This is a genomic window from Tardiphaga sp. GW822-FHT04G09, assembly GCF_058800725.1.
Genome location: NZ_JBXAMO010000004.1, coordinates 223,805 through 250,272, shown reverse-complemented (window position 1 = coordinate 250,272; position 26,468 = coordinate 223,805). Strand labels below are relative to the sequence as shown.

The following is a 26,468-nucleotide window of genomic DNA, read 5'->3' as shown; positions in this document are numbered from 1 at the left end:
CTCACCCTAGTGAGTTCACATTCCCAACTGTTGAAACAAAAGAGAGCAATTTGAAACAATCAATAATCGGAATTCCGATTGGTAGCAGCAACATGGTATACCTTCAGACAGGTGGTCGAGGATCTAGCCTCCGGCTTTCTGTCCACTACCAGCGTCGTCTCAAGCGTCGGGGCAGGTCAAGCTAGGATCCGAGCGTTCTATCTAGTTTGTTATGAAAAGTTGTTACAAAAAGTCCCCAATGAGCGGAGCAAGCGCAATTGCCAACACTGATCCATCTAACCAGTCTCGACATAGCGATTGTGATCATACGCACCGGCATATTCAAAGCAGGGCGGGGTGGAGACGCTGGCATGAATTCATTTGTGGAGGGCAAGCCCTACAATAAGAAGCAGCATATGGGAGCGAACGGCGTGAGGTTGAAGTTTAATTGGTCGGGACCAGTCCGGATCAATAATGATTTCCCGCTTGAGCCGGATACGCTTCATGAGGATCTACCTTGGCGGGCAGTTGTGCCCGTCGGCACCACACAGCATTTGACTATAGTCGGGTTGGATGCTGACTATGATGAGTGGGCAGAAGCCGTTGGAGTGGCGCCTTGGTACTGCCTGACCAACCTTATGAAAACAGCCTATCGCGAGCGGCACGCGAAGATTCTAAAGTTAGAAATCGAGAATCGAATTCAGACCCGGCCCCCTGTTGTCGTTCGCTGATATAAAGCGGTCGCTGACAGCACGAGTGAAACCACTATAGCGGCGAGCGCGGCTTGGAGTTTGGCGCTCGCGGTCTGCAGCGCCAAGGGTGCCTTTGCTTTAACGCATCCACTTGCGCACCGGGAGACCGGCAATCACGCGCCCGGCCATGCCAAGCTTTTAAACCCTGCGAACGTATCGGTCTGACGACGACAAGACGGTCAAGTACGTGCTCACCGGAGACACGAAAAATCTGCTGTAAAACTCTCGGCTCAAGACCCGGGATCATTTACATGAACTCGCCTCAGTAAGTTCACGTCCAACCTTTGAAACAAAAGAGAGCAATTCGAAGCAACTTCAAAATGCTCTCAAATGCTACACATTAGAACAAACTGCTCTTTCCACACCTGTGCATCTGTAATGCTTACGGTTTAATTAAAATTGATTCAGCGAGTGGACGAAAAGTACCGGCAAAGGGAAAGCAACGGTTGCGCGTGTTTCGGATATGATTAGGCGTAAGGGATATACTGATTCAAAATTGATCTCCCCGACTCGTTGGCTGGCCAACGTCTGCCGTCAGAATTTCCCGGCACACTACACATCCTCGTAAGCCCTCGCTGCAAAGGCTATCTGAAAACAGCGATTTTGTTATCGCTACGGATCGCGGGGTGGAGCTTAAGCGGTCTGCAGGCGCCAGTTTGCGATGGCAGGTAGTGCGATCCACAGGCGTTTTATGAGGATCGCCTCGGCTCTGTCGAAGTAGAAGTCGGCCGGTTTGGCGTTCTCAATGCTCACATGATAGTGGTCGTGATTGTAATGCTCGACGAAGGATACGATCTCTCGTTCGAGACCTCAGGGTTATTAGCAGTTTTCGAGCAAGATTCGGCTCTTCAGGATTTGGTACTGCTGCTCGATCTTACCCTGAGTTTGCGGGTGATACGGTGCTCCCCGAACATGCCGTCTGCCCTGGTCCTTCAGCCAGTCAGCCGGACCACTTTCAACATACGATGCGTCATTGTCGCTCAGCAGCCTCGGTCGAGGCACAACGGCGGCGCAATGCAGACCGATGCTGCCAGGGTTTGATCCAATTTGGCCGTTACGTCGAACGCACACATGGTGGGGCCAGGCTCCATGCTGCTATGTAGCGCGACAAATTATCCAGCACCATCGACGGTTACGACCAACCATAGTCAGTGATCTTGAGGTAGGTGAAATAGGTTGTCCGGAAAGTGAACACGCGGCAACGCCGGTCATTGTTTCATGGGCTGCGCCGCGTTAATTGAACGCCGCCCAGCCGCACCTTCATAGAAATTGTCGTGAATATCCGTGGCCAAGACAACAACGCCCGGGACGCCCCCCTGACGCCAACATAGACCTCAAACGTTCGGTCTAGCGGGGCGTAAATAACGCTGGTCCATCGATCATTCCTCCATTTTAGAAGCTTATGAAACGAAAAATCAGCCCGCGCGACCTTCTAATCCGGCTTGCGCGTCACCATCGGCCTCCGGCACACGCATCTCGAACACCTCGCGGACAACAGTGTAATCGAAATATCCCAACCTCGCGATCGGCTGGATGGCGGGGATGTCAAGACGACCGTCCGCTGTGATAAAGTTATCGTCGATGTGAATTTTCTCAACGCGCGCAAAGACGATGTCGATAGTCCCGACATTCGAGTTGCCCGCCAGTCGGTGCGTACTCAAATAGCGACACTCGAAATGCACGGGGCTCTCGGCCACCATCGGGACCCGCGCCAAGTCCGCATACTTCTTCGTAACCCCAGCGACGTCGAACTCGCTCTCATGCGGTGGCAAAGCCATCGCACTACGGTTTACTGCCTCACGTAACGCCCAAGTCGCCATATTCCACACGAACCAACCGGTCCGTTCAGCATTGAGAACAGTGTCCTTGCGCCGCCCGTCGGGATATTGGTTCGCAGAGAACATGACCATGGGCGGATCGAAGGTGAGGTTCTGCCACTGGCTATAAGGCGCCAAATTCTCCTCTCCTTCCGGACTAATGCTGGAAAGCCAGCCGATGGGTCGCGGCACCGTGCAGCTCTTGAACGGGCTGAACGGCAGCGGTGACTTATCCGACCCGGGGCAATACTTCATCGAACCATCTCCACTACGCGGCGCCTATCGGGTCCGCTGTACATTGTCATTTTGATCCGACGGCTATCAGTGCAAATTCGAACCAACCGATATATCGATATGCAATCGATATATCGGTTGTCAAGATCAGAGGCATTGCGCGTCCGTTCGGCTACAAGATGCGGCGCGCCAACCAGTGGGGTGAGTCGGAAACTCAAAGATGACTGAGATCGGAAAAACGGCCCGTGCGTATCGGGCAATTGAGGACATGATCCTGTTCGGCGAGATCGCACCCGGCTCGCTCGTGTCCGAAGCTATGCTGATGGACCAGATAGGGTTGGGCCGAACGCCTATTCGAGAAGCGTTACAGCAACTCTCCCGCAATAGGATGGTCGAGATCCATCCAAATAAGGGCGTCCTTGTACCTCCGATTTCTGTCGAAGCGCAGTTTCGCCTGCTTGAGACAAGGCGGGTCTTGGAAGCCCTCGCCGTGCAGTTGGCTTGCCGACGCGCAACCGAGGCTGACCGACGCAGTATGGTCGAGATGAAGGCCCTCCTCACAGAGGGTAGCTTTGCAATGAGGGCCTATATCGAGACGGTTCAGGGCACGCACGATCTTATCGTCAAAGGGGCGCGAAATGACTATCTTGCAGCCGCGATGGGACCGTTGCAGGGTCTCTCACGGCGCTTCTGGATCAGCCATGTGGTCGATGAGCGGAAAGAGATCGACGCCGGCCGGCGGCTACATATGGCGATATTGCATGCGATTATCGACCAAGACACCGCCGCTGCCGAAAAGTTCTCTATTAAGCTAAACGACTACCTTGTTGATTTCGCCCGCGACACAGTGGGGCGATAGGTGCCCGCTCTGGAGCCAACCCGCCAGGTAATACGTCAACTTGTCCGGCCCCTGAAAATGGCAGCCTAGTTCCAAAGCCACCAAGCCCGCGAGGGCTTAGAATCCGCTACCTGAGGAAAAGCGTGCAAGAAGGAACCTGAGGTCTCAAGACCCACGTTCTCGCACTCGCAAAGATCCGAGGATGGCGACCTCCCTGCATCAGGCACAGAAAGTCGAACTATGCTGCAGCCTTACGTCGATCGACACTTGAGGGCGTAAAACGCGCAACGAGGTCGAACAGATTGCCGGGATGCGTCAAACGAACAGCTGTGATCGGCTCTCCGTTTCGCCATGTCCATCTCTCTATCACCAAGCATGCGGAACCAACCGGGACATTGAGTTCGCTCGCCATGGCCGCATCGGCATTGACTGCGGAGATTCGATGTTCTGCCTGCGTCCATGGAACGTGGCTTACCAGCCACGCGCTGGGCGGGACCAGCGAGAAATCCTCGTTCGAAGCCTCGGGTACGGCAACGAGATTGATCAGACGATCTTCGAACGCAAAAGGTTGTTCGCCAGCTTCGTGCCGGCACGTGACCTGAAGCACGGGTGCCTTCACAGTAACGCCGAGCCATGTCCGGTCGGCGCGACTGGCGACCCGCTTTTTGACGTCTGCAAGACTGTATCGATATTTCTCGCCACGCAGCTCGACAACCTCCCTAAGGTCGGGAATTTCCAGAACGGCAGACTGAACCCGTGGTCGGGCAACGAAACTTCCTGCACGGCGCCGCCGCTCGATCAGCCCCTCTGCCGCCAGCCCCGCAAGCACCTTGTTCACGGTCATGCGCGAACAATCGTACTTCGCCATCAGGTCCTTTTCGAAGGGGATCTTGTATCCGGGCCGCCAATCCCCGGACAGTATCTTGGATTCGATGTCACGCCGGATCCGCTGATAGAGGAGAACCCCTGTGGACGACCGCGAATGCGTCTTTCCTGCTGCCGCAGTACGCCTGGGGGCCATCTAGAATATCCTTGCTTTCATTCAAATACAGGCAGCTGGTAGCATGCGCCCTGAGGTCTATCCGTTCGAAAATGCTGCACGGAAGCGTCGAAGTCCAGAGCCCTAACCGTGAGCGCGAGTATCTCCACCAAGTTTTGATGCCAAAAGCTCTGATCTCATCGGCGCAAGCGTGGCTCGCGGGGCGCATCGGCGGTTTTAAGCAGTAAGAACGATCAGGTCGGCGCTCAGATTGCCAGCGCCTCTCAGACGATCCGCCGAGCCGTCACACCCCGCTAAGAACCACTCTATTCGATAAATCCCTTAGAGAATGTGGCATGCTTTCAGCTCCGCGGTCATACAACGCGCCATAACTTCCGCATTGAAAGTGGCGAAACCTCACCGGCCACACTCGGCATACACATATCGAATATACCTGCCATGACCGTGTGATCGCTCTAGCGCATGAGCGCGGTCCGGCGGATCTCAGGAATGTCGATATGGTCGTCCTACGATGAAGCTATCATCGACCTGAGAACGCGTAACTTGAAACTGAAGATGGTATCGATCGTGCGAGGTTAGTTCGCGCGGAGATCCTTCGCCGTGAAAGTATACCAACATAAAGGATTGGAAAGGTTTGCCGCGAACCGATGAACCGGCGCGTCAATACGAGATACAGGCGAAGACATCCGCCACAGCATCACCGCCGCATCTAGCAGGTACTAGAAGCGGAAAGCGCGCCACAACAGTAAGATTCAGCCAAGATCAGGGGCAGCGCAACGAGCGCCGCCCCGCTCCCGTCAATACGTCGCTCGGCTCACCAGCCCTTCACCATCTCCAACTTGCCGTTTTCCCATTTGGCAACGCCGAACGTCTTCACGCCTGCGTGGTTATTGGGAGCATAAGAGATAGGAGGGAAAATACCGCTCTTGAATTGCTGAAGCTTCTCCAATTCGGTTATCACCTTTTCCCGAGTCGGCTCTGTGCCTGCGCGTTTCACGGCTTCTGCGAACAGCATCATCCCGATCATGCCGTTATACGCAAAGTATCCTGGCCGTGTCTGTGGCGCGTATTTTGCCAGAATGGCGTTAGCTTCACTGGCCGCAGGGCTATTCTGAAGCGCGACATCATAAATGATCTCGGTACCGTTTACATTATCGCCGGATAGCTCAACCATAAGCGGGTCTGTGAGTTGGGATGGGCCAACATACTTTGGCTTCCAGCCTTGCTTTGCTGCCTCGTTGATGAATAGCGAGAGCGGCTTGGGAATGCCTGCAAGAACCACGACGTCGGGATTCGCTGCCCGAAGCTTTGCGACCTGACTGCTCATGTCGGCATCATTTGGAGCGTAGCTTGCCTCTGCTGCGATCGACATTCCCTTGGATTTCAAATACTCGACGGCCCCATCACGGACATCTTTTCCAAAGTCATCGTTCTGCGAGAACACAGCTATCGACTTACCTTTCATTTCCTCGACCGCATGCTGGGCAACTGCCTTGCCGCGAGTGACGCCACTCGGCAGAACCCCGAAGACAACACGGTCAGTCGGCTCCAATAGCTTAGGGCTGCCGACGACGGGGCCGATCATGGGAATATTCTTCTGGACGAGATAGGGAAGCACCGCCATAGCCGTTACGGTCCCGAGCGGCGAGACAACTGCAAAGATTTCGTCGCGGTCAACGAGCTTGCGCGTCGCCGCAACCGCCTGCTGTGGGTTGTAGGAGTCGTTTTCGGTGAGCCACTTAATCTTGCGGCCGTTTATACCACCCTGGTCGTTGATGTGCTGAGCATATGCCAAAGCACCATCACGCACCTGAGCTGCGCCTGCCGCCAGACCGCTTTGAAGCGGCAAGAACGCGCCGATCACAATCTCGTCCTTGGTTACTCCATTCTCTGCCAAAGCCGGCGAACAAAGCCCAACCGCACCGATCAAGCCCAAGGCGATTCTAGTCATCTTCATAGTGCTCGTTCCTTTCGAGGTTACGTCTAGTGAGCGTTCGCGCCGAGATAGGCCGTTCTGACTGCGGGATTGTTTGCGATGTCGGCTGCAAGCCCCGACGCCACAAGGCGCCCCTTCTCCAAAACATGCGCGACACTAGAAATTGCCAGAGCTTGCCTGGCATTTTGCTCGACCACGAATACAGTCACGCCTCGGGCATGAATGGTTGTGATCAGGCGCATTACTTCACGCACGAGGATCGGAGCCAGCCCGAGCGAAGGCTCGTCGAGCAGCAACAGACGAGGCTTGGACATCAACGCCCTCCCAATTGCGACCATCTGCTGTTCACCACCAGACAACGTTTTGGCGAGTTGACTTCGTCTCTCCGCGAGACGTGGAAACAGATCGAATATCTCGTCGTAGTCCTTAGGCGAGACGTCTCTTCGCAGGAACGCCCCCATCCTGAGATTCTCGCCAACAGTCAGATCGCCGAACAACTGGCGACCTTCCGGCACGAGCGCTATTCCGGACGACACGATTTTCTCCGTCGGGAGTCTTTCGATAGGCTTGCCTTCCCAGACGAGTTTGCCGGCTTGCTGATCTGCCACTCCCATGACGGCATTAAGGAGCGTCGTCTTGCCGGCACCATTTGAGCCGAGTAGGCACGAAATGGTTCCAGCTTCGATTTTGAAGCTGACATCTCGAAGTGCCGAAACGCCACCGTATCGTACGGAAAGACCCTCAATGGCCAGCATTGTCCGGCTCCTCTCCGAGATAGGCTTCAACAACAGCAGGAGCCTTGGCGACCTCAGAAGGACTGCCTTCAAAGATCTTGGTCCCATGATCAAGGACAACCACATGATCGCAAACGCCCATGACGAGCGGCATGTCATGCTCGATTAGCAGGACCGAGATTCCCATCTCTTCACGCAATCGCTTGATTTGTTCTCCCAGGACTTTGCTCTCAGTTGGGTTTGCACCCGCGGCGGGCTCATCCAGAAGTATCAGCTTGGGTTGCGCCACAAGCGCCCGGGCCATTTCTATACGCTTCTGTATCCCGTATGAAAGTGTAGCAGCGGGCTCGCTGGCCACGTCCGTTAGATCAAACCGGGCAAGCATCTCGTCCACGACCCGCGATGCGTCGGATGTTGTTGGGCTTTTCGACGCCACGCCAAAGAGATCCGATAAAAGCGAACTCTTGAAACGGAAGTCACAGCCAACCTGCACATTCTCTCGTGCCGTTAACTCACCAAAGAGTTCGAGATTCTGGAAAGTTCGCGCGATGCCTAGTTCAGGGAGTTCGTGCGGAGCAACTCTTGAGAGATCACGATCTCCGAAGGAGGCAGTCCCAGACGTCGGCTTATAAATTCCGCAAGTAGCGTTCAAAAGCGTGCTTTTACCGGCTCCATTCGGGCCGATGAGACCAACGATCTGGCCTGCATCGACCGTCAGGGAGACATCTTGCAGCGCTGGCAATCCGCCAAACATGATGGACAGTTTTTCAAGTCGAAGACTAGTCATCGCACTGCCTTATTGAGCTGCTTTGACCGCAGTCGCGCCCGTATCACGGAAGGTAGACTCGCCAGACCGCGCGGCAAAAAGATCACGCAAAGAAGCAGCAGCACACCGTAGATCACCATCTGCAACGTACCGAATCCTCGCAAAACTTCCGGCGCAATGGCCAAAAACAGTCCCGCCATGAGAGCCCCTGCGATGCTTCCGGTCCCACCGATCACGACCATCGTGATGAATGAAAGGGAAGTCTCCAACGAGAACGTCGACGCGCTCAGGTATCCGATGAAATGGGCATAGAGCGCCCCCGACAAACCACACAATGCCGCGCTGATGCCGAAGACGACAATCATCGCCCTTCGTCGATCGATGCCACAAGACTGTGCGGCCGTGGGGCTCATGCGCAGGGCCTGCAAGGCGCGACCCGTTTGGGAGCGTTGAAGGTTACTAGCAATAAACGCGACTAACGCACAGACAATCAGCAGAAGCCAGTAATAGTCGCGATCGCTGGAGAGTTGATATCCGAATAGCGACGGTCTCGGAACGAAGATGCCGGCGCGGCCTCCCGTTAATCCCTCCCATTCATGAAGGACTTTCTCGATGAAGAGCGCGAAAGCCAGCGTGGCAATTGCCAGATAGTGTCCTTGAATACGGAGCGCAGGTATCGCGACTGCAATTCCGAAGATCGTCGATATCAGCGTGCCCGCCGCGATTCCGATCCAGAATGGCAGTCCCAACTTGGTCACGACCAACGCGGAACCATAGGCCCCCAAAGCCCAAAAAGCCGCATGTCCGATCGAAACCTGCCCGCTCAAGCCAACGAGCACGTTGAGCGATACCGCAACGATGAAGTAGAGCGCCGCGCTACCGAGAACGAAGGCGATGTACGATTTCCCAAAAAGTGGCAGGACGGCAGCGAAAGCCAATATTGCAATGGCGATAATACTAGAGCGATTCATATCAGACCTTCTTGATTGCGGGCTTTCCGAAAAGCCCTTCGGGTCTGACCATCAAGACCGCGATGATCACAAAGAATGCGAAAACATCCTTGAACTCGGACGACACGTAGGCACCGCCGATGGTTTCAATGATCCCGATCGTCAGCCCACCGATGGCCGCCCCGGGCAACGATGTCATTCCCCCGAGAACCGCACCTGCAATCGCCTTGATCAATGCCTGAGACATCATATCAACATCGACGAAAGTGATCGGCGCCAACAGGATTCCGGCGATCATACCGATCGCGCCTGCCATTCCCCACGACCAAGCCGAAACATTCTTGGTCTTCACACCCATCAGTCGTGCCGCGCGCTGATTCATGCTTGCGGCACGCATTGCGATGCCCTCGCGTGAATGTTCAAAGAAAATGTAGAGCACAACAAGCAGAACGATGGTGACTGCTGCGATAGCAACGCTGTTTCCGCTTAGCCGCGCCCCTGCGATCTGCATTGGAGTGTCGCTGAGCAACGAAGGAAATCGGAACGGGTCGAATCCCCAGAGCCAGCCCGCGCCGTAGTGAAAGATCATCCAAAGACCGATCGTAGCGATCAAGGCCGTCAAGGGCGACGATTTCGCAAGCGGACGAATTGCCACTCGCTCAGTAACGATGCCAATGACTGCGCCGATCGGAAGAGCAAGGGCTAGAACGAGCCAAACGGAGAGGCCGAAGCGGGTGCAAAGCATCCATGCGATGAAGGCTCCGAACATGGCGATCTCGCCCTGCGCGAAGTTCACCACATCGGTCGCCTTGTAAACCAAGACGAGAGCAAGCGCGATCAGCGCATAAACACAGCCGATCGCCAATCCGGATATCAGTATCTGCATTGGACCGTTAGACCGTTCTGTTGAAAGAACGTGTGATCACACGCTCTGTCGAGGTTTCCCATGACATTTCCTTCCTTCTTCATTCGTGATCCCAGGAATCCGTTTTTCTAATATGTATAGACATGCTCGTACGGTCACTCTGAGAATTCAAGCGAATATTTTCGTCGGATCGTTCTCCAAGAGACGTTATCTACTGCAGTGCAGTACAAAAAGGAGGCGCTTACTGGCTAAAGTTTTCGCAGCTTCGGCGGTTCTCAGGCGATGCGACGATCGCTAGCTGTATTGGCAGCAAGCCAAAACAATACTTATTCGATGACGCGCACCCTCTGCCCGCAACTTTTCGCTTGATGTTTTACGCAGCAAATGGGCAGCGCGTTCCCTCGAACGTGCCGCCCATTTTAGAGCATCGCATCCTCGAAGAATGCTTAGCGAAGCGAAGAACTAGCTTCTGAACACCGATGGAAGTCGCAAATCCTGCTCCCTCGCGCAGTCGATCGCTGTTTCGTATCCTGCGTCTGCATGTCTCATAACGCCGGTAGCCGGATCATTCCAAAGAACACGCTCAAGGCGAGCCGCAGCATCGTCAGTGCCGTCGGCACAGATCACAACGCCCGAGTGTTGCGAGAATCCCATACCGACGCCGCCGCCATGATGAAGCGAAACCCAGGTAGCTCCAGAAGCTGTGTTAAGGAGAGCGTTCAGCAAGGGCCAGTCTGAAACCGCATCCGAACCATCCTTCATGGCTTCTGTTTCCCGGTTGGGAGATGCAACGGACCCGGAGTCCAAATGATCGCGGCCGATAACGACCGGGGCCTTCAGCTCCCCGTTTCGGACCATCTCGTTGAACGCCAAGCCGAGACGATGGCGATCACCAAGACCGACCCAGCAGATCCGCGCTGGCAACCCCTGGAACGCGATGCGCTCCCGGGCCATGTCGAGCCAATTATGGAGATGCTTATGGTCAGGCAGCAACTCCTTTACCTTTGCATCCGTCTTGTAGATGTCCTCGGGATCGCCCGAAAGCGCGGCCCATCGAAAAGGACCGATTCCGCGACAGAAGAGCGGACGAATGTAGGCTGGTACGAAGCCGGGAAACGAGAACGCTCCCTCAAGTCCTTCTTCCTTCGCGACTTGGCGAATGTTGTTTCCATAGTCGAATGTCGGCACGCCCTGGGCGTGGAATGAAAGCATCGCCTCGACTTGATCGCGCATTGATGCTCGCGCCGCGCGTTCGACATCCTTCGGATGCGTCACTCTCTTTTCGCGCCATTCGTTAAGGCTCCACCCCTTAGGCAGATACCCGTTTACCGGATCATGAGCGGATGTCTGGTCAGTCACCATGCTCGGCCGGATGCCACGCCGCACCATTTCCGGAAATACGTCCGCGCAGTTTCCGAGAAGACCGACAGATTTCGCCTCACCTCTACTGGTCCATCGAGCGATGATGTCCATCGCTTCGTCCAGCGTAGATGCCTTCTCATCGAGATATCGGGTACGCAAACGAAAATCGATCGATTCCGGATTGCATTCGACGGCGAGGCAGGATGCCCCCGCCATCACGGCAGCGAGAGGCTGCGCGCCGCCCATTCCGCCTAAGCCTCCGGTGAGCACCCAGCGTCCCTTGAGATCACCGCCATAGTGTCGTCGACCGGCCTCTACGAACGTCTCGTAGGTCCCCTGCACAATCCCCTGACTACCAATATAGATCCATGATCCAGCGGTCATCTGACCGTACATCATGAGCCCCTTTCGGTCTAACTCGTTGAAATGTTCCCAGGTTGCCCAGTGCGGGACAAGATTTGAGTTTGCTATCAGTACCCGCGGTGCATCTTTATGCGTGCGAAATACGCCCACGGGCCTGCCCGACTGAACGAGTAGGGTTTGATCTTCATCCAATGACCGCAGTGATGCGACAATACGGTCGAAATCGTCCCAGGTCCGTGCAGCTCGGCCAATGCCCCCGTATACGACGAGCTCGTTAGGGTTCTCAGCGACGTCTCTATCCAGATTATTCATGAGCATCCGCAGAGGAGCCTCGGTGAGCCAGCTCTTGGCTGTCAATTCCGTTCCTGTCGGAGCGCGAACATCGCGAGTGTTGTGACGAGGATCAATCATTGGGTTTCACTCCTTGGACTTTGATACGGCAGCAAGTGCGAGTTGTTCGATCTTCTCAAGGATAGCCTTGAGAGGGACACGCAGACGCTCGACCTTCAACGCGTCAAGCGCGAAGGGCGCAGCTTCTGATTTCAAATGGCTGATTTGAGAGAGTTCCATCTGGATGGCATGAATGCCATCGGCAGGGCGCCCATATCGGCGCGTCGTCCATCCACCTTTGAAACGCCCATTCAACGTGCTGGTGAGTTCCTCTGTGAGATTTGTGACGGAGCAAACCGCCACCTCCAACTCCTTAAAGCAGGACCTTCCGCTGTCTGTGCCAACATTAAAATCCGGGAGGCACCCGTCGAACAGGAAGGGAATGCGTGATCGGATAGAATGGCAATCGTACAACACCGCGATGCCATGCTTCGCATGCACACGTGCGACCTCCTCGGACAGGGCACGATGGTATGGAGCGTGATAGTTGTTCAGGCGCTGCGTGATATCCCGCGCCCCAGGCTCCTGCCCGGAAATCCAGATTGCATTTCCATCGAAATCCGTGAGCGGAACGAGACCGGTCGTATTTTGACCAGGATATAGGCTCGTCCCGTCGGGATCGCGGTTTGCATCGATCACGTATCGATGGAACGTCGCTCGCACGGTCGACGCCCCCGGTAGCAGATTGGCATAGAGCTTGTGGATGTGCCAATCTGTATCGGCTAACATACGCCCCGTCTCGTTGAGGCGCGCATAGATTTCTGCGGGGATCTCTGTTCCGGTGTGAGGAAATCCAAGAATGACTGGAGACGCCCCCTGCACGGTCTCGACGACAGACACTGATCTGATTTCCTATTTCATTTGACGATGATCGGTGAAAACTCGCCGCGACGCACCCGTGCATGCAACGGGTTGAAACCCATACGATAAACGAGTTCGGCTGGACGGTTGACGTTCCAGATCGCGAGATCAGCCCATTTCCCGACCTCGATCGTACCTACGGACGAAAGCATTCCCAGAGCCCTCGCCGCTTCGCGCGTAACACCTGCCAAACATTCATCCACCGTCATTTCAAAGAGTGTTGCAGCCAAGTTCATAGTCAGCAGTAGAGAGGTTAGCGGTGACGTGCCGGGATTGCTGTCCGTTGCCAGCGCAAGCCGAACGCCATGGCGCCGGAAGGTCTCGATCGGAGGCTTTTTGGTTTCGCGAATAAAGTAGAATGCACCCGGCAAGAGGACCGCCACCGTGCCTGCACGCGCCATCTTCGAGGCGCCAATCTCGTCAGTATATTCAAGATGATCGGCCGAGAGGGCTCCGTAGGAAGCCGCAAGCGCAGCGCCTCCCAGATTCGAAAGCTGATCCGCGTGCAACTTCACCGGCAAACCGCAAGCTTTGGCAGCATCGAAAACCCTCGCAATCTCCTCTGGGGAGAAAGCAATGCTTTCGCAAAAACCGTCCACCGCATCGGCAAGATTCTCGGAAGCAACGGCGGGCAACATCTCGTTGACCACCTTGGCGACATAAGCGGCTTTGTCGCCATTCATTTCCAATGGCAACGCATGCGCGCCCAGGAACGTCGTACGAATCGTAACGTCGCGCTGACCGCCGATTTTACGCGCCGCACGAAGCGCCTTCACCTCGTTCGCGACGTCGAGGCCATAGCCAGACTTGATCTCGATCGTTGTCACCCCCTCGGCGAGCAAGGCATCGACCCTCGGCAGCGTCTGCTCGACGAGTTGATCCTCCGACGCAGCCCGCAACGCTGTCACGGACGACATGATCCCTCCGCCTGCACGGGAAACCTCCTCGTAAGAAGCTCCCGCCAACCGGAGTTCAAACTCATGGGATCTATCCCCGCCGTAGACTAAGTGAGTATGGCAGTCGATAAGACCTGGCGTAATCAGCCGACCACCGCAATCGATCCGCTCAACCTCGTCGAAGCACCCAGGCAGCACGTCGGCTTCACCGACGAAGGTAATGCGCCCTGCCCGCACCGCCACAGCCGCGTTGGCAATCATGCCGATTCCACGACCACCCTCTGCCAACGTTGCAACCGTTGCGTTGTGCCAGACTCGGATGTCGGATGACGCTTCGCTTCCTTGAGACATCAAAAATCTCCCTAAGCCCCTGAGTGAGCTATACAGAGGCACCGACAGTATGTATAGACATATTAGACCTGAAGCAACAGCGAAGGAATTCTCGTGCCGACTTCCATACACGCAAAGCAAGCCTTACTTCGAAGCGGCTGGGTCAGGGACGTGAGGTTGACGTTCGATTCAGGAAGGATCTCTTCCGTTTCGACCGGTGCGCCCCCTGACGCGAACGATGACCGTGTGGGCTATCTAATCCCTGGCATGTCGAACGTTCATAGCCACGCATTTCAGAGAGGCATGGCAGGCCTTGCCGAAATCCGTGGCCCCGCTGAAGACACATTCTGGAGTTGGCGCCAGGTGATGTATCACTTCGCTTTGCGAATGACGCCGGACGATGCGGAAAGTGTTGCTGCGCAACTTTATATGGAAATGCTTGAGGCGGGCTTTACGCGCGTTGGCGAATTCCACTATCTTCATCACGATAAAAACGGTCACCGATATGACGATCTCGCGGAGATGGCCGATCGGATCGGAGCGGCAGCGGAACGCACAGGTATAGCTTTAACATTGCTCCCCGTCTTCTACGCTCATGCAAACTTCGGCGGCACCGCCCCGACTGAGGGGCAAAGACGTTTCGTCAACTCGATCGACGACTTCGCGAATCTGTTCGATCGATGTCGCGCTATAATGCGAAATTTGCCAGGAGCTACCCTTGGCGTTGCCCCACACAGCCTCCGAGCGGTGACTCCGGAGGAACTTGCGGCCGTGATAGCCCTTGCCGAGACAGGACCGATCCACATGCACATCGCAGAACAGGTCAAGGAAATCGAGGACTGCGTCGCGTGGTCCGGGCGGCGACCGATCTCATGGTTGTTCGAGCACGTCCCCGTGGATAGACGCTGGTGCTTGATCCACGCGACTCACATGACACCGGACGAGACCAGCGCCCTCGCATCCAGTGGAGCCGTTGCAGGGCTCTGCCCGGTAACAGAAGCAAATCTGGGAGACGGCTTCTTCCCCGCCGCCGACTATCGAGCCGCTGGCGGAACTTTTGGAGTGGGATCGGACTCTAATGTACTCATCGGTATCGGTGATGAATTGCGGCAACTCGAGTATTCGCAACGTCTAACGAGACGATCGCGAAATGTGCTGACCGACCCCGGGAAATCTACCGCGGCAGCCCTGTTCGGAGAAGCTCTTTCGGGCGGAGCAAGAGCGCTGGGTGTTGAAGCAGGGATCGATGTCGGCCAAGCCGCCGACCTCGTTCATCTGGCTTCTGCGGACAACCTCGACCTCGACGGCGATACACTCCTAGACTCGTGGATATTCGCCGCCAGGGCCCGGGCGGAAGATGTCTGGGTCGGCGGGCGTAAGGTCGTCAAAGCGGGACGGCACGTTTCACGGGATACGATCTCCTATCGCTTTCAACGCGCGATGTCGCGCATGATTGCCAATTGATGATCCGGGCTCACGTCATGCTCGACGCCTTCCTAACCGAGTGCTTTGGTCGGCGGTCCATTTCGGCCCAAACGTAACAGATCCATCTGCTTCGGTTTGGCTAACTTATGACGTCCACACAGCGCCCACTATAGCATCAATCCATGCGATCCTAAAGCTGACGCACGAGCATCCTTGCGCGCTCTCTATTAATTCCGCGGCGTCTGTGCTCAAAACCTACTAATTTCCGACCGAAGGTGACAGTCAGCCAGCAATAAGTTTCGATACAAAATTAAACAGTAATTTCAATCACATAAGTGTTCGCAGATTTGTTCTGAGTGGCGCGCCAGCAAAATCAAAGACTTAGGAAATCTTCATCCTAAGGCAGATCCTCACTAGCTAACAGATAGCTAGCATGTGATTGTAGCTTCGGTTAGCCTGCGCCCTTTTCGCAACCTTGCGGATGACGCCAGTTTCTTATCCCCCTATCATTGTAATCTCTGATCACATTACCTGCCCGTCGCTGGCGGGTGGGGCATAGAATGGGCGCGACCTATCCGACGAGGATCATCTTGGCATTCCGCAGCTGCGGGATGTGCGCCTATCCGAAATGCGGCAAACACCTCACCTACGGGGCGAAAGTTGAAGACGACACTTATGTGGGCGAGGCTGCTCACATCCGGGGTGAGAAGCCAACCGCCGCGCGTTACGACGCCACGATGGCAGACGAGGAGCGCGATAACGTCCGCAACCTCATCTATATGTGTGCAGACCATCACACCATTATCGACAAAGTTGAGAAGGACTGGCCCGTGGCCACTCTTCAAACCTTGAAAGAGGTGCATGAGAGCCAGGTGCGCGAGGCGATGGAAGTGGCGTTTGCCGACGTCGCCTTTCCCGAACTCGAGCATTCAATTTCTTGGGTTACCGCGCAGCCGCCTGCCCCAAACGGATCGTTCGATCTCGTCGCGCCAGATGAGAAGATCAAAAAGAACGCTCTCACGAACGGCGCCCGCCACATCATCGCGGCGGGCATGACCGCGCGATCGACTGTGTCGGCGTATGTCGAAGCCGAATCTCATCTGGACTCCTAGTCGTTTGACTTTTGGCACAGCCAGAAACGCTTGAGTGTGCCGCTAACTCGTAACTGTTAGTTTTGCGCTAGAACCCGATCTTGGCAGAATAGAAGTGCTCGCCCTAAAATTATAGCATTCCCTAATCGGGTTAGCGATCAGGCGCGAACCGCGGCGGGCAGGGCCTCCCATATACGTATCATTTGCCCCATTGATGTCGTTTCCATTTTACGCATGGCATTGCTCCGATGAAGTTTTACAGTGACCTCGCTGATACCAAGTGCAAATGCGATCTGCTTGTTCAGACGGCCGCTCATAACTTGCTGAAGCACTTCCCGCTCACGCGGTGTCAGCGTCGCCAATTTGTCGACGTTGCGTTTAATCTCCACCAATTGTTCGCGTTGGACACGGTCCCTTGCGATTGCTGTATGTACGGCGTCAAGCAAAGTCTGATCACGCACCGGCTTGGTTAGAAAATCGATGGCTCCAGCCTTCATCGCCTGTACCGTCATCGGAATATCGCCATACCCGGTGAGAAAGATGATGGGTCTGGGATCGCCGCTACGCCCCAGATGCTCTTGAAGATCGAGCCCGCTCGCACCGGGCATTCTCACATCGACAATCAAACAGCTTGGCCTGTCGGGCGCCCCCGCATCAAGGAACGCGCGCGTCGACGCATAACAAATCGCCTCGATCCCTGCGGAGATGACGAGTTCGGTTAATGCTTCGCGAACGGAGGCATCGTCATCGACAATGATAACCAGCGGCTCGTCCGAAACATGCTCGTTCGGCGGCTCCCGTTGCGCAAGCGAACGATTACTCATGATCCGTACCTCCATCTCTTTGTGCTCCGATGGCCTCGCCGATGGCTGCAAGCAATGCGGTGCCATCGAACGGCTTGCGGAAGAAACCCGTGATGCCTCTCGCCCGCGTTTGATCGGCGATCTCGTGACGTCCAGTGATGAGAAAGACCGAAAGACCGGGGCGCCGCCGCATGACAATGTTCCGCAACTGCAGGCCATCGACATTCGGAAGCCCGATGTCGGTAATCAACACATCCACTTCGGACAGTTCGCATGCAAGGAAGTCTTCTGCCGATGAGAAACAACACACGACATATCCCGCCGATTCCAGAAGATCTTCCAGCGATTCGGTCACTCTTGGATCGTCGTCAACAACGGCAATGGCAGGTCTTCGTCTATGCACGATCGCTTTCCTCCGCTCGCCTTGAATTAGTGAGCGGAATCTCCAATCGTTGAGCTATCCGCACGAGATCGGCGAGCGATGTGGCAGCCATTTTCTGCATGACGTTTCTTCGGTGGATTTGCAGCGTAACCTCGCTGATTCCTAGCTGAGCGGCCGCCTGCTTGTTCAGAAGGCCGCTAACCACTAGCGGCAGGACGTCCCGTTCGCGGGGCGTGAGATCGAGATAACGCTGTTTCAGCAGCGACATTTCGTTCCGGACGGTGCGATCGGCTCGATCCTGCAAAATCGCAGACCGGATTGCGTCCATAACGTCAGCATCGCTGAAGGGCTTTGTCAGAAAATCCAGCGCACCGTTCTTGATCGCCCGAACCGACGACGGGATATCCCCGTGCCCGGTGATGAAAACGATCGGAGGGTGCTCGTGTTCTGCTATTCGTCCCTGCAGATCGAGGCCACTGATATCCGGTAGTTCCACGTCAAGAAGGAGACATGCAGGCATGTCGGGCTTGTCCGCACGTATGTATTCGCCTCCTGAGCCGAATGCCATCGCAGGAATGCCGTACGAAGCGAGCAGCTCCACGAGAGCCTCACGTATCCGTGCGTCGTCATCTACGACGAAGACGATGCAATCTTCATCCATCACGCGAACGTCCTTGACCTGACCGGCAACGAAAATGCAAATGTTGCTCCTTGTGACTTGTTTTCCACCCACAGATTTCCACCATGGGCATCGATAATCGACCGGCAAATGGAAAGGCCCATGCCCATGCCCTGCTCCTTCGTGGAGAAAAACGGCTGGAAGACCTTTTCCGGAAACTCCACGCCGGCGCCAAGGTCGCTCACCGAAATCTCGACCATATCGTGGCTCTGGGAACTGACGCGCAGGTGGATGACCTTGTCGCCCACGGCAGCATCCATTGCATCGATGCCGTTGCGAATAAGATTGGTCAGAACCTGCTGAATCTGAACGCGATCAATGGCGACGGACGGTACTTCAGCTTCGACGTCAATCACAATTCGCGTGTGTCGACGCGCAGCTTCTTCTGCGATCAGGTCGCAAACTTCCGCAATCACATGTCTCAGCTCGGATATATTTCGTTTTTCGCCTGACTGTTTGAACAAGGCACGAATTCGACTGACCACATCCGCCGCACCGTTTGCATCCCGGATGACACGCTCGACGGTCCGATGGGCGCGTTCGATATTAGGCGGAGATGCAGTGAGCCACCGCTGACAGGCGTATGAATTGGCAACGATTGCGGCAAGCGGCTGGTTAACTTCGTGCGCAATGGACGCCGAGAGCTCGGCCAGACTGGCGGCCTGGCTCGCGCGGGCGAGCTTCTCATGGGCCTGACGCAACTCATCCTGCGCGCGCATTTCACCGTCGATATCGAGGCAGATGACGTTCCACTGCATGATGGTGCCGTCGGCATCGCGCATCGGGCCGGCTCGGGTCTCGACCCAACGATATTCGCCGTCGAAGCGCCGCAGGCGGTGACGTCTTGCATAAGGCTCGCCTGTGGCAAGCGAATGCGCATACCTTTCCTTCACCCCCTGCAAGTCGTTCGGGTGAACGCCGGCATCCAAAGTGGCGGTCAGCCGCGACGGCTCTCCATCGAGTGCTTCGAGATCGTATCCGAGAAATTCGCGCAGCTGCTTGCTGCGATAGATCGGTTCGCCGTCAGGCGTGGCGCAGTCGATCATCGCGGGCAAGGTCTCTACCAATTGACGCAACGAGCGCTCGCTCTGCAGCAGCGCTTCGTGCGCCTGGACCTGATCGTCGATATCGACGCATACGGCATACCACTGCAGAACCTCGTTGTTCTCACCGCGCGATGGCTCGACACGGACTTCGCTCCAGCGATACGAACCATCGCTCCGGAGTTGCGGATAGCGCATCATACAGGGAACGCCTGTTGCGAATGCGTCCATGAACGACCGCCGGGCATCCGCTCTGTAATCCGGATGGATCGTGCAAAAAGTCGGCATACCGTCGGGGCCCATCGCGTCTTCAAGGGTGGTATTGGTCACGTCCATGAAGCGCTTGTTGACGAAGGCAGGCTGACCTTCAGGCGTCGTGCTCCAGATCATGGCTGGAACGGCATCGACCAGCAATTTGAGCTGCCGCTCGCTTTGTTCCAGCGCCTGCTGGGCGATCACCTGATCATGGATATCGATGCTCTGCCCGTACCAGTTGATGATCGCACCGCTCTGGTCTCTCAGCGGTTCAGCGCGGGTCTCCGTCCAGTGGTAAGCGCCATTGGCACGGATCTGGCGATAGCGCCTGACGTAAGGCTCACCCGTATCAAGAGAATGCTTGAGGGCCGCGATCGCGTCGTCGACGTCGTCCGGGTGAAGGATGACGTCCAGGCGCAATGTTCCGTCATGTGCCGTGATACTCTCGATCGTCGCGCCCGTCATCTGCGTGAATCGCTTGTTGAGGTAAGCGGGCGCTCCGTCTGAATCCGTGCTCCAGATTGCCGCTGGAACGGCGTCGATAAATTGCTGCAGCTGCCGCTTGTTGCGCTGAAGCGTTTCCTCCGCGACTTTTCGCTCCTCGACATCGATCATCGTGCCGTACCAGCCGGCGAACTGGCCCTTGTGGTCACGCGACAGCGAACCGCAAAGCCTGAACCATCGATAAACACCATCATGCCGGCGAATGCGCAGTTCCGTATCGAAGGCGCGGCTTGTGATCAGCGACTGCCGCCGCGTACTCATCAGGCTGGCATAGTCGTCGGGATGGACGATCCGGCGCCACGCCGCATTGTCGAGTGGCTGAAACAGACCGGATGTGGCCAGCTCCAGGCCGGCATATGCCAAGGTCCCGGCACTCACACGGGTGACATGGCCATCCGGGCTCGCCGACCATGTGAAAGCCGGCATGCTGCTCACGATCCGCAACGCTTCAACGGCATCTGCACCAAACACGATCGACGCTTTCGCTTCGATAAATTCTCCCAGACAAAGGGCGAGCGCGAAGAATGCAGTCCAGGACAGGAGTTGCTCGCGCATCTCATTGACAAACAGCGCGGCACCGATGGCTGATCCCAGCAGGGCGATCACCCAGATCGCACGCAACAGCCAAATCATCCTTCCAGGGACGTATAGATACATCGCAGCCACGGGGGCCAGCAGGCCAAAGGGTTGATTCATCAATCCAAACAGCAGAACGCCGATGGCTAAACCCACCACGGCGGGCAGCCAATACTGTCGGGAATGTTGTACCGCCATGGTCGGTTGCTCCTCCGCGAGAATGCTTGAGCCTTAACGCTGCCTTGTCTGACAGTCTCTTGAAAAAGCGTGGCCATGGCACTCTTGACACCGAGTCTAGCCCTGCGGGCCGGCCTCCGCATCCCATGGAAATCCATGTATTGCCGGCACGCCCCGGAATGGAACCGGATTCGCTGCTTCATCGGGCCGCCGCGGCCGCCGGATCGGAGGCCCCGATACGGCCCGGTCACCCCGATGGCGCGTCGTTACTCCAACCGGATCGTCACTCCGCTCGCGCCGTTGAGCAGACGCCGCAGATGGAAATTTGCCAAGGGATCATCGGCATGGGCGCCGACCAATGCCGCAAAGGTCGGCAGAGCCGCGAAGTCGCCCGCTTCCAGCAGGCGAAATGCGGCCGCATATTTTGCCGTCGCCGGACCGGTGCCTTGATCCGGCGCCAGCGGCTCGTGCACCCGTAGCGCCCGGCTCCTGCCGCGCAGGATCAGATCGCCGATCGGACGCCCCCGGAATGCGGGCACCGCGTCCGCAACTGCATCGCTGACGCAGATTCGCGTTCCAAGTACCTTGTTCGCGACTTCGAGACGTGCCGCGGTGTTGATGGTGTCGCCATAGGCGGTGTAGTCGAAAAAGCGATCGCCGCCAAAATTTCCGACCAGCGCGGGCCCGGCGTGAACGCCGATACGCGTGATGCCAAAATCGATGCCCTTCCGCTTCCATCTTTCGCGAAACGTCTCGGCCCAGCGATCGAGTTCAAGCGCACAGGCAATGGCCCTGGTCGCATAGTCGGCCTGATCGCCCGGCGCGTTGAAGAGGACCTGAAGCGCATCCCCGATCACCTTGGCGACGGTTCCCTCGTGACCGAACACGACATCCGTCAATCCGCCGACATATTCATTGAGCAATTCCGCAAGCCTTTCGGGCGCGACCAGCTCCACGAGCGGCGTGAAATCCGTGATGTCAGTGAAAATGATTCCGATCTGGCGCCAATGCACCAGCATGCCGTCCTCCCCTCCGGATGCGAGACGCCTGGCGAGTTCGGGCGAGAAATGGCGCGACAGCGAAGCGTGCGCACGCTCGGCATCGGTCTGCCGGCGGCGTGCCTCACGCAACATCTCGACGTGACGAACGGTCTTCAGGATCGTTGCTTCCAGATCGGAAAAGTCGATCGGCTTCGTCAGGAAGTCGAAGGCACCGCGATTCATCGCGGTTCTGATATTGCTCATGTCGCCATAGGCAGACACGACGATCGCCGACTTCCTGTCGTCCCGTTCCTGCAGTTTCGCCAACAGCGACAGGCCGTCCATGCGCGGCATGTTGATATCGAGAACCACGAGATCGACGTGGGGATGCTGTTCGATGGCATCGAGCGCCTCAATGCCATCGCGTGCAAAGACGAAGTCGATCAGACCTTCGCGACGCTGGCGCCGGAATTTTCGAAGAACCAGAGCTTCCAGGTCGGGCTCATCGTCGACCATCAGAACCGTGGCGGTCATGCGACTGATCCAATTCTCATTTCGATCTCGCTGCGCAACCGCCCGAGGTCGACCGGCTTGGTAAACAGATCGTCCGCGCCGCGCTCGAGCGCGGTCTTGCGTGTCTGATTGTCGCCATAGGCCGAGATCATGATGATCGGAACATCGGGGCGGCGGGCCCGCATCTGCGGCAACATATCCAGCCCGCTCATGCCCGGCATGTTAATATCGGACAGGATCAGAATCAGCGTCTGCTCGCCTACATCGACGACATGCGCCAGGGCTTGCGCGGCAGACCCGACGAAATCCATCACGAAACGCCCAGCGCGAAGATCGCGGCGAAATTGCTGCCGGAACAGGACTTCGATGTCCGGCTCATCGTCTACCACCAGAACCATCAGTGTCACGACCACCTCCTTCGTGCGCCGCTTCCGCGGGGCAGAACGACAATGAATTCCGTGAACATGCCCGGTTCGCTCTCGACGTCGATCTTGCCGCCATGCTGCTTCACCACGATGTCGTAGCTCATCGAGAGCCCGAGGCCTGTTCCCTCGCCGGGCGGCTTGGTCGTGAAGAACGGGTCGAACATCCTGTCCTTGACGTCAGCGGGGATGCCAATGCCGTTGTCGCGGATGCGAATTTCGACGGTTTCGCCAAGACTGCGCGTTTGCGCACGCAACGTCGGTTCGAAAGTGCGGCCATGCTGGCCGAGACGCTCCGTGACCGCATAGAAACCGTTGGAGATTAGGTTCAGAAGAACACGCGTAATCTCCTGCGGGAATATCTCGATCATGCCGATCTCAGGATCGTAACTACGTTCGAAACTGACATTCAGCTGAGGCCGCTCTGCGCGCGCGCCGTGGTATGCAAGCGCCAGACTCTCATCCACCAGGGCGTTCAGATCGGTCGGCCGATGTTCGCCGCCACCGCCGCGCGAATGCAGAAGCATGTTCTTGACGATCGAGTCGGCGCGTTTCCCGTGCAGGACGATCTTCACCAGATTATCCTTCAATAGACCGCTGATTTCGTCGATCTCGTCGCGAACGTCGCCGGGGACGGCAATGTGAGACAGTATCCCGTTCAGCTCATCGGTCAGTTCGGCCGACAGCGACGCAAAATTATTGACGAAGTTGAGAGGGTTCTTGATTTCGTGGGCGATTCCCGCAGTGAGCTGCCCGAGGGAGGTCAGCTTTTCGGTCTGCACAAGGCGGTCCTGTGCCGCGCGCAAGTCGTCGAGCGATTTCGAAAGCTGCGTGGTTCGCGCCTGGACCTCCTCGAACAGCCGCACATTTTCGATGGCGATCACCGCCTGATCGGCGAATGTCTTAAGTAGCTCGATCTGGCTTTCACTGAACCCGCCAGGGTCCGCGCGCGAGACGCCGATTGTTCCGATGGCCATGCTGTCGCGAAGCATCGGGACAACGATAATGCTGCGATATCCACGGGCGCGCGCCATCGTCCTGACGGATTGCGAGATATCGGCCTCGGCTTCGACATCGGAACGAAACGCAATGGTTGCTGACGATGCCACACGGCTGTGAATCCCGGAGGAGGTCAATGCGGTGGGGAACGACAGGCGAATCTCCTGGTCGCCGTCCGGGCTTCCGGCGGTGCACGCCGCCAGATGCAACATGTCTCCGACGACCCGTGTGACAAGCGCAGACTGGCCGTTGAGCAAGCGCTTCGCGCTTTCCGAGATCACGTCGAAGGCCGGCTGCACATCGGTAGGAGATCGCGCGATAACGTTGAGGATTTCCGCGGTCGCTGCCTGTCGCTCCAGCGCGATCGCAAGCTCCTCCTGCAAACGCTGATTGTCGAGGTCTTGGGACCGCAGCTTCGCGTCCTTGCTTTGATCACTCGTCATCCTGAGCAACGCTTGTTAACGCCGATGCCATCGCAAGCTCCCGGCACGACAAGGCGCGAAACCAGGCAGCTATGCCAACCCCAGCCCGCCGTCGACATCGATCACCTGACCTGTCATCCACTCCGTGGCGGGCCCCGCAAGCCGCACCAGCCAATCCGCGACATCGTCCGGAACGCCGCGCCGTCCCAGCGGGATGCGCCCGCGCTCCTGCTCCTCGACCAGGGCGGCCTGTTCGGCGGTAAGGCCCATCATGCCGGTCAAGGCTCCCGTTTCGGTCGGGCCCGCCGCCACCGCATTCACGCGAATGCCCAGCGGTGCAAGCTCCAGGGCCCAGCAGCGGGTCAGGTGCTCCAGCGCTGCCTTGCTCGCGGCGTAGTGAGACAATGCAGCGGCCGGTTTGTGCCCGAACGTGCTCGATACATTGACAATCGTCCCTCGCGTCTCGCGCAGATGCGGCAAGGCTGCCGAGGCGAGCAGGCTGGGCCCGAAAACATTGACGGCAAAGATATCCGTCATTTTCTCGGCGGTAATGTCCGAGAGAGACAGGATTGCGCCGGCACCTGCATTGTTGATCAGCGCGTCGATCCGTCCCCACAGTGCAACAGCCTTGGCCACCGTGCGCCCCGCATCCGCGGGAGAGCTTGCATCGGCAACCAGGCCGACAATGTTCGGATGCTCGGCCGCCAAGGCATCGAGCGGCGCTGCGCGTCGACCGGTGACCAGAACCTTGTCGCCCTGCGCGGCGAAACGGAGGGCCGCCGCCCGCCCGATCCCGGACGCGCCACCCGTCAGGATGATCGTTCTGCCGTTCTTCATGTCGTCTTTCCTGAAATGCCAACGCACTGTCTGGGGCCGCTTCATACGGAGCGGCCCCTCGTCAAGCCCCGATCAGAGATCGGTCACTCGCTCCGGATCGGCGGAAGCCAACGCCACAGCGCGCTCGGCGCGGGGCGGATAGATCCATACCGTGTTGATCTCACGCTTGGTCTTCTTGGCTACGTCGCCAACCATCTCGACCTTGCGCTCCCAACCGCGCGTGAACAGCGCGCCTGCCGCCCCAAGATCGAGGCAGGTGACATAGGCCTTCTGGTGATACGGTTTCGGCGCAACGCCCAGCAGCTCGGCCGCAGCATTGTTGCCGGCGAAAGCTCCCATCCGCGTCGCGTGCTGGCACGACATCAGCGCATAGGTGCCCGCATCATCGCAGAGTGCTTTCGCCGCATCGCCGGTTGCGAACACCCCCTCCACCGACGGAACGCGCAGCTCGCGGTCGACCAGCAAGCGGCCGGAATTATCACGCTCAGCCGAAATCTGCGCGGTCAGCGGAGCGGCGCGCATACCTGCAGCCCAGATGACGGTCGCGCTTTCGATATGTTCGCCGTTGGAGAGCGTGACACCGGACTTGTCGAGCGAAGTCACACCGACACCGAGGCGCATCTCCACGCCAAGCTCATGCAGTGCATCCTCGATGATCGGACGAGCCCCTGCTCCCATGTCGGGGGCGATCGCGCCATTCCGTTCGACAACGATAACGCGCGGATTCGCATCTCTACCAAAAGTCGCCCGCAAACGTGCCGGCATCTCGGTCGCAGCTTCGATGCCGGTGAAGCCGCCGCCGGCGACCACAACCGTGTCGCGCATTTTTGACGACCGCTGTTTCGCCAGATCGTGCAGATGCCGGTCGAGCGCGATCGCGTCACCGAGCTGATCCACGCTGAAACCATATTGCGCCAACCCCGGGATATCGGGACGGAACAGCCGGCTGCCGGTGGCAAGGATGAGCCGATCATAAGCGATGATCTGTTCCGCGCGTCCGGCCGTCGTGATCTTGACGGCGCGCACCTTGGTATCGACCGTCTCCACACTGCCCTGCAGATAGACGACATCGATCGCCTTCAGCACATCCAGCAGCGGCGCCGTCAGCGTTTCCGGATTTGCTTCGTAGAGACGGGGACGTACGACAAGCGTGGGCTCTGGAGAGACGAGCACGATTTCAAGCATCTCGGGCGCGACGCCCTGGATGTCGCGCAGGCGCGCGGCTGAGAGCGCGGCATACATACCGGCAAAGCCGGCTCCGACAATCACGATTCGCATGATAAAATC

23 protein-coding genes and 1 pseudogene are annotated in these 26,468 nt (G+C 57.2%); 4 read left to right on the top strand and 20 right to left on the bottom strand.

Translation table 11 applies throughout. The features are described 5' to 3' along the window. Nucleotides 1-350: 350 nt before the first annotated feature. Nucleotides 351-710 (top strand): hypothetical protein, encoded by a 360-nt coding sequence (locus tag AC1RLZ_RS10340; protein ID WP_493188570.1) that lies wholly within the window; start codon nt 351-353, stop codon nt 708-710. 1,436 nt (nt 711-2,146) lie between these two features. Here the strand turns inward: AC1RLZ_RS10340 and AC1RLZ_RS10335 are convergent. Beyond that, nucleotides 2,147-2,803, bottom strand: coding sequence for a flavin reductase family protein (locus tag AC1RLZ_RS10335; protein ID WP_493188569.1), 657 nt, complete (start codon nt 2,801-2,803; stop codon nt 2,147-2,149). A 199-nt stretch (nt 2,804-3,002) separates the two neighbouring features. On the opposite strand from AC1RLZ_RS10335, the gene AC1RLZ_RS10330 reads away from it, so the two are divergent. Next, a complete protein-coding gene (locus tag AC1RLZ_RS10330; RefSeq protein ID WP_493188568.1) occupies nt 3,003-3,641 on the top strand; it encodes a GntR family transcriptional regulator in 639 nt (212 codons plus the stop codon). A 217-nt stretch (nt 3,642-3,858) separates the two neighbouring features. Here AC1RLZ_RS10330 and hutC read toward each other — a convergent pair whose 3' ends face one another. From hutC to hutI, 9 genes are all read right to left on the bottom strand, one after another. Continuing rightward, nucleotides 3,859-4,641, bottom strand: coding sequence for a histidine utilization transcriptional repressor HutC (gene hutC / locus AC1RLZ_RS10325; protein WP_493188567.1), 783 nt, complete (start codon nt 4,639-4,641; stop codon nt 3,859-3,861). A 793-nt stretch (nt 4,642-5,434) separates the two neighbouring features. Continuing rightward, a complete protein-coding gene (locus AC1RLZ_RS10320) occupies nt 5,435-6,577 on the bottom strand; it encodes an ABC transporter substrate-binding protein (protein ID WP_493188566.1) in 1,143 nt (380 codons plus the stop codon). A 26-nt stretch (nt 6,578-6,603) separates the two neighbouring features. Beyond that, nucleotides 6,604-7,311: an ABC transporter ATP-binding protein gene (locus AC1RLZ_RS10315; protein WP_493188565.1), complete on the bottom strand. Its 708-nt coding sequence runs from the start codon at nt 7,309-7,311 to the stop codon at nt 6,604-6,606. Next, on the bottom strand, nt 7,298-8,077 hold the full coding sequence (locus AC1RLZ_RS10310) for an ABC transporter ATP-binding protein (protein WP_493188564.1): 780 nt from the start codon (nt 8,075-8,077) through the stop codon (nt 7,298-7,300). The genes AC1RLZ_RS10315 and AC1RLZ_RS10310 overlap by 14 nt, the downstream gene beginning before the upstream one ends. Then, a complete protein-coding gene (locus AC1RLZ_RS10305; protein WP_493188563.1) occupies nt 8,074-9,027 on the bottom strand; it encodes a branched-chain amino acid ABC transporter permease in 954 nt (317 codons plus the stop codon). Before AC1RLZ_RS10305 ends, AC1RLZ_RS10310 begins: the two co-directional genes overlap by 4 nt. A 1-nt stretch (nt 9,028) precedes the next feature. After that, nucleotides 9,029-9,871, bottom strand: coding sequence for a branched-chain amino acid ABC transporter permease (locus tag AC1RLZ_RS10300; protein WP_493188562.1), 843 nt, complete (start codon nt 9,869-9,871; stop codon nt 9,029-9,031). A 462-nt stretch (nt 9,872-10,333) separates the two neighbouring features. Further along, the gene (gene hutU / locus AC1RLZ_RS10295) at nt 10,334-12,007 is read right to left on the bottom strand and encodes a urocanate hydratase (protein WP_493188561.1); all 1,674 of its coding nucleotides are present in this window, start codon (nt 12,005-12,007) and stop codon (nt 10,334-10,336) included. Nucleotides 12,008-12,013: 6 nt separating this feature from the next. Then, on the bottom strand, nt 12,014-12,826 hold the full coding sequence (hutG, locus tag AC1RLZ_RS10290) for an N-formylglutamate deformylase (RefSeq protein ID WP_493188560.1): 813 nt from the start codon (nt 12,824-12,826) through the stop codon (nt 12,014-12,016). Between the two features lie 17 nt (nt 12,827-12,843). After that, a complete protein-coding gene (gene hutI, locus AC1RLZ_RS10285) occupies nt 12,844-14,094 on the bottom strand; it encodes an imidazolonepropionase (protein ID WP_493188559.1) in 1,251 nt (416 codons plus the stop codon). Between the two features lie 93 nt (nt 14,095-14,187). On the opposite strand from hutI, the gene AC1RLZ_RS10280 reads away from it, so the two are divergent. Both AC1RLZ_RS10280 and AC1RLZ_RS10275 read left to right on the top strand, forming a co-directional pair. Next, on the top strand, nt 14,188-15,537 hold the full coding sequence (locus tag AC1RLZ_RS10280) for a formimidoylglutamate deiminase (RefSeq protein WP_493188558.1): 1,350 nt from the start codon (nt 14,188-14,190) through the stop codon (nt 15,535-15,537). A 521-nt stretch (nt 15,538-16,058) separates the two neighbouring features. Further along, the gene (locus AC1RLZ_RS10275; protein WP_493188557.1) at nt 16,059-16,610 is read left to right on the top strand and encodes an HNH endonuclease; all 552 of its coding nucleotides are present in this window, start codon (nt 16,059-16,061) and stop codon (nt 16,608-16,610) included. A gap of 137 nt (nt 16,611-16,747) precedes the next feature. On the opposite strand, the gene AC1RLZ_RS10270 is transcribed toward AC1RLZ_RS10275, so the two are convergent. The 10 genes and pseudogenes from AC1RLZ_RS10270 to AC1RLZ_RS10225 form a co-directional block, all read right to left on the bottom strand. Continuing rightward, nucleotides 16,748-17,413, bottom strand: a complete 666-nt coding sequence (locus AC1RLZ_RS10270) for a response regulator transcription factor (RefSeq protein WP_493188556.1) — start codon at nt 17,411-17,413, stop codon at nt 16,748-16,750. Then, nucleotides 17,406-17,795 (bottom strand): response regulator transcription factor, encoded by a 390-nt coding sequence (locus tag AC1RLZ_RS10265; protein ID WP_493188555.1) that lies wholly within the window; start codon nt 17,793-17,795, stop codon nt 17,406-17,408. Before AC1RLZ_RS10265 ends, AC1RLZ_RS10270 begins: the two co-directional genes overlap by 8 nt. Continuing rightward, on the bottom strand, nt 17,788-18,435 hold the full coding sequence (locus tag AC1RLZ_RS10260) for a response regulator transcription factor (protein ID WP_493188690.1): 648 nt from the start codon (nt 18,433-18,435) through the stop codon (nt 17,788-17,790). The genes AC1RLZ_RS10265 and AC1RLZ_RS10260 overlap by 8 nt, the downstream gene beginning before the upstream one ends. Beyond that, nucleotides 18,435-20,306, bottom strand: a complete 1,872-nt coding sequence (locus AC1RLZ_RS10255; protein WP_493188689.1) for a PAS domain-containing protein — start codon at nt 20,304-20,306, stop codon at nt 18,435-18,437. The genes AC1RLZ_RS10260 and AC1RLZ_RS10255 overlap by 1 nt, the downstream gene beginning before the upstream one ends. Nucleotides 20,307-20,336: 30 nt before the next feature. After that, nucleotides 20,337-20,681: pseudogene (locus AC1RLZ_RS10250) on the bottom strand (PAS domain-containing protein); the annotation flags it as partial. A gap of 593 nt (nt 20,682-21,274) precedes the next feature. Further along, entirely contained in the window at nt 21,275-22,522 is a 1,248-nt protein-coding gene (locus AC1RLZ_RS10245) for an adenylate/guanylate cyclase domain-containing protein (RefSeq protein ID WP_493188554.1), read from the bottom strand. Continuing rightward, entirely contained in the window at nt 22,519-22,908 is a 390-nt protein-coding gene (locus AC1RLZ_RS10240; protein ID WP_493188553.1) for a response regulator, read from the bottom strand. Before AC1RLZ_RS10240 ends, AC1RLZ_RS10245 begins: the two co-directional genes overlap by 4 nt. Next, entirely contained in the window at nt 22,905-24,365 is a 1,461-nt protein-coding gene (locus AC1RLZ_RS10235) for an ATP-binding protein (RefSeq protein WP_493188552.1), read from the bottom strand. Before AC1RLZ_RS10235 ends, AC1RLZ_RS10240 begins: the two co-directional genes overlap by 4 nt. A gap of 69 nt (nt 24,366-24,434) precedes the next feature. Next, nucleotides 24,435-25,181, bottom strand: a complete 747-nt coding sequence (locus AC1RLZ_RS10230) for an SDR family NAD(P)-dependent oxidoreductase (RefSeq protein WP_493188551.1) — start codon at nt 25,179-25,181, stop codon at nt 24,435-24,437. A 72-nt stretch (nt 25,182-25,253) separates the two neighbouring features. Beyond that, nucleotides 25,254-26,459 (bottom strand): NAD(P)/FAD-dependent oxidoreductase, encoded by a 1,206-nt coding sequence (locus AC1RLZ_RS10225; RefSeq protein WP_493188550.1) that lies wholly within the window; start codon nt 26,457-26,459, stop codon nt 25,254-25,256. Nucleotides 26,460-26,468: the final 9 nt, after the last annotated feature.

What these genes read in the sequence shown, in the direction of transcription:
- AC1RLZ_RS10340 (WP_493188570.1), top strand. Translation starts at nt 351, where the DNA reads ATGAATTCATTTGTGGAGGGCAAGCCCTACAATAAGAAGCAGCATATG.
- AC1RLZ_RS10335 (WP_493188569.1), bottom strand. Translation starts at nt 2,803, where the DNA reads ATGAAGTATTGCCCCGGGTCGGATAAGTCACCGCTGCCGTTCAGCCCG.
- AC1RLZ_RS10330 (WP_493188568.1), top strand. Translation starts at nt 3,003, where the DNA reads ATGACTGAGATCGGAAAAACGGCCCGTGCGTATCGGGCAATTGAGGAC.
- hutC (WP_493188567.1), bottom strand. Translation starts at nt 4,641, where the DNA reads ATGGCCCCCAGGCGTACTGCGGCAGCAGGAAAGACGCATTCGCGGTCG.
- AC1RLZ_RS10320 (WP_493188566.1), bottom strand. Translation starts at nt 6,577, where the DNA reads ATGAAGATGACTAGAATCGCCTTGGGCTTGATCGGTGCGGTTGGGCTT.
- AC1RLZ_RS10315 (WP_493188565.1), bottom strand. Translation starts at nt 7,311, where the DNA reads ATGCTGGCCATTGAGGGTCTTTCCGTACGATACGGTGGCGTTTCGGCA.
- AC1RLZ_RS10310 (WP_493188564.1), bottom strand. Translation starts at nt 8,077, where the DNA reads ATGACTAGTCTTCGACTTGAAAAACTGTCCATCATGTTTGGCGGATTG.
- AC1RLZ_RS10305 (WP_493188563.1), bottom strand. Translation starts at nt 9,027, where the DNA reads ATGAATCGCTCTAGTATTATCGCCATTGCAATATTGGCTTTCGCTGCC.
- hutU (WP_493188561.1), bottom strand. Translation starts at nt 12,007, where the DNA reads ATGATTGATCCTCGTCACAACACTCGCGATGTTCGCGCTCCGACAGGA.
- hutI (WP_493188559.1), bottom strand. Translation starts at nt 14,094, where the DNA reads ATGTCTCAAGGAAGCGAAGCGTCATCCGACATCCGAGTCTGGCACAAC.
- AC1RLZ_RS10275 (WP_493188557.1), top strand. Translation starts at nt 16,059, where the DNA reads ATGGGCGCGACCTATCCGACGAGGATCATCTTGGCATTCCGCAGCTGC.
- AC1RLZ_RS10270 (WP_493188556.1), bottom strand. Translation starts at nt 17,413, where the DNA reads ATGAGTAATCGTTCGCTTGCGCAACGGGAGCCGCCGAACGAGCATGTT.
- AC1RLZ_RS10260 (WP_493188690.1), bottom strand. Translation starts at nt 18,435, where the DNA reads ATGGATGAAGATTGCATCGTCTTCGTCGTAGATGACGACGCACGGATA.
- AC1RLZ_RS10245 (WP_493188554.1), bottom strand. Translation starts at nt 22,522, where the DNA reads ATGACCGCCACGGTTCTGATGGTCGACGATGAGCCCGACCTGGAAGCT.
- AC1RLZ_RS10235 (WP_493188552.1), bottom strand. Translation starts at nt 24,365, where the DNA reads ATGACGAGTGATCAAAGCAAGGACGCGAAGCTGCGGTCCCAAGACCTC.
- AC1RLZ_RS10230 (WP_493188551.1), bottom strand. Translation starts at nt 25,181, where the DNA reads ATGAAGAACGGCAGAACGATCATCCTGACGGGTGGCGCGTCCGGGATC.
- AC1RLZ_RS10225 (WP_493188550.1), bottom strand. Translation starts at nt 26,459, where the DNA reads ATGCGAATCGTGATTGTCGGAGCCGGCTTTGCCGGTATGTATGCCGCG.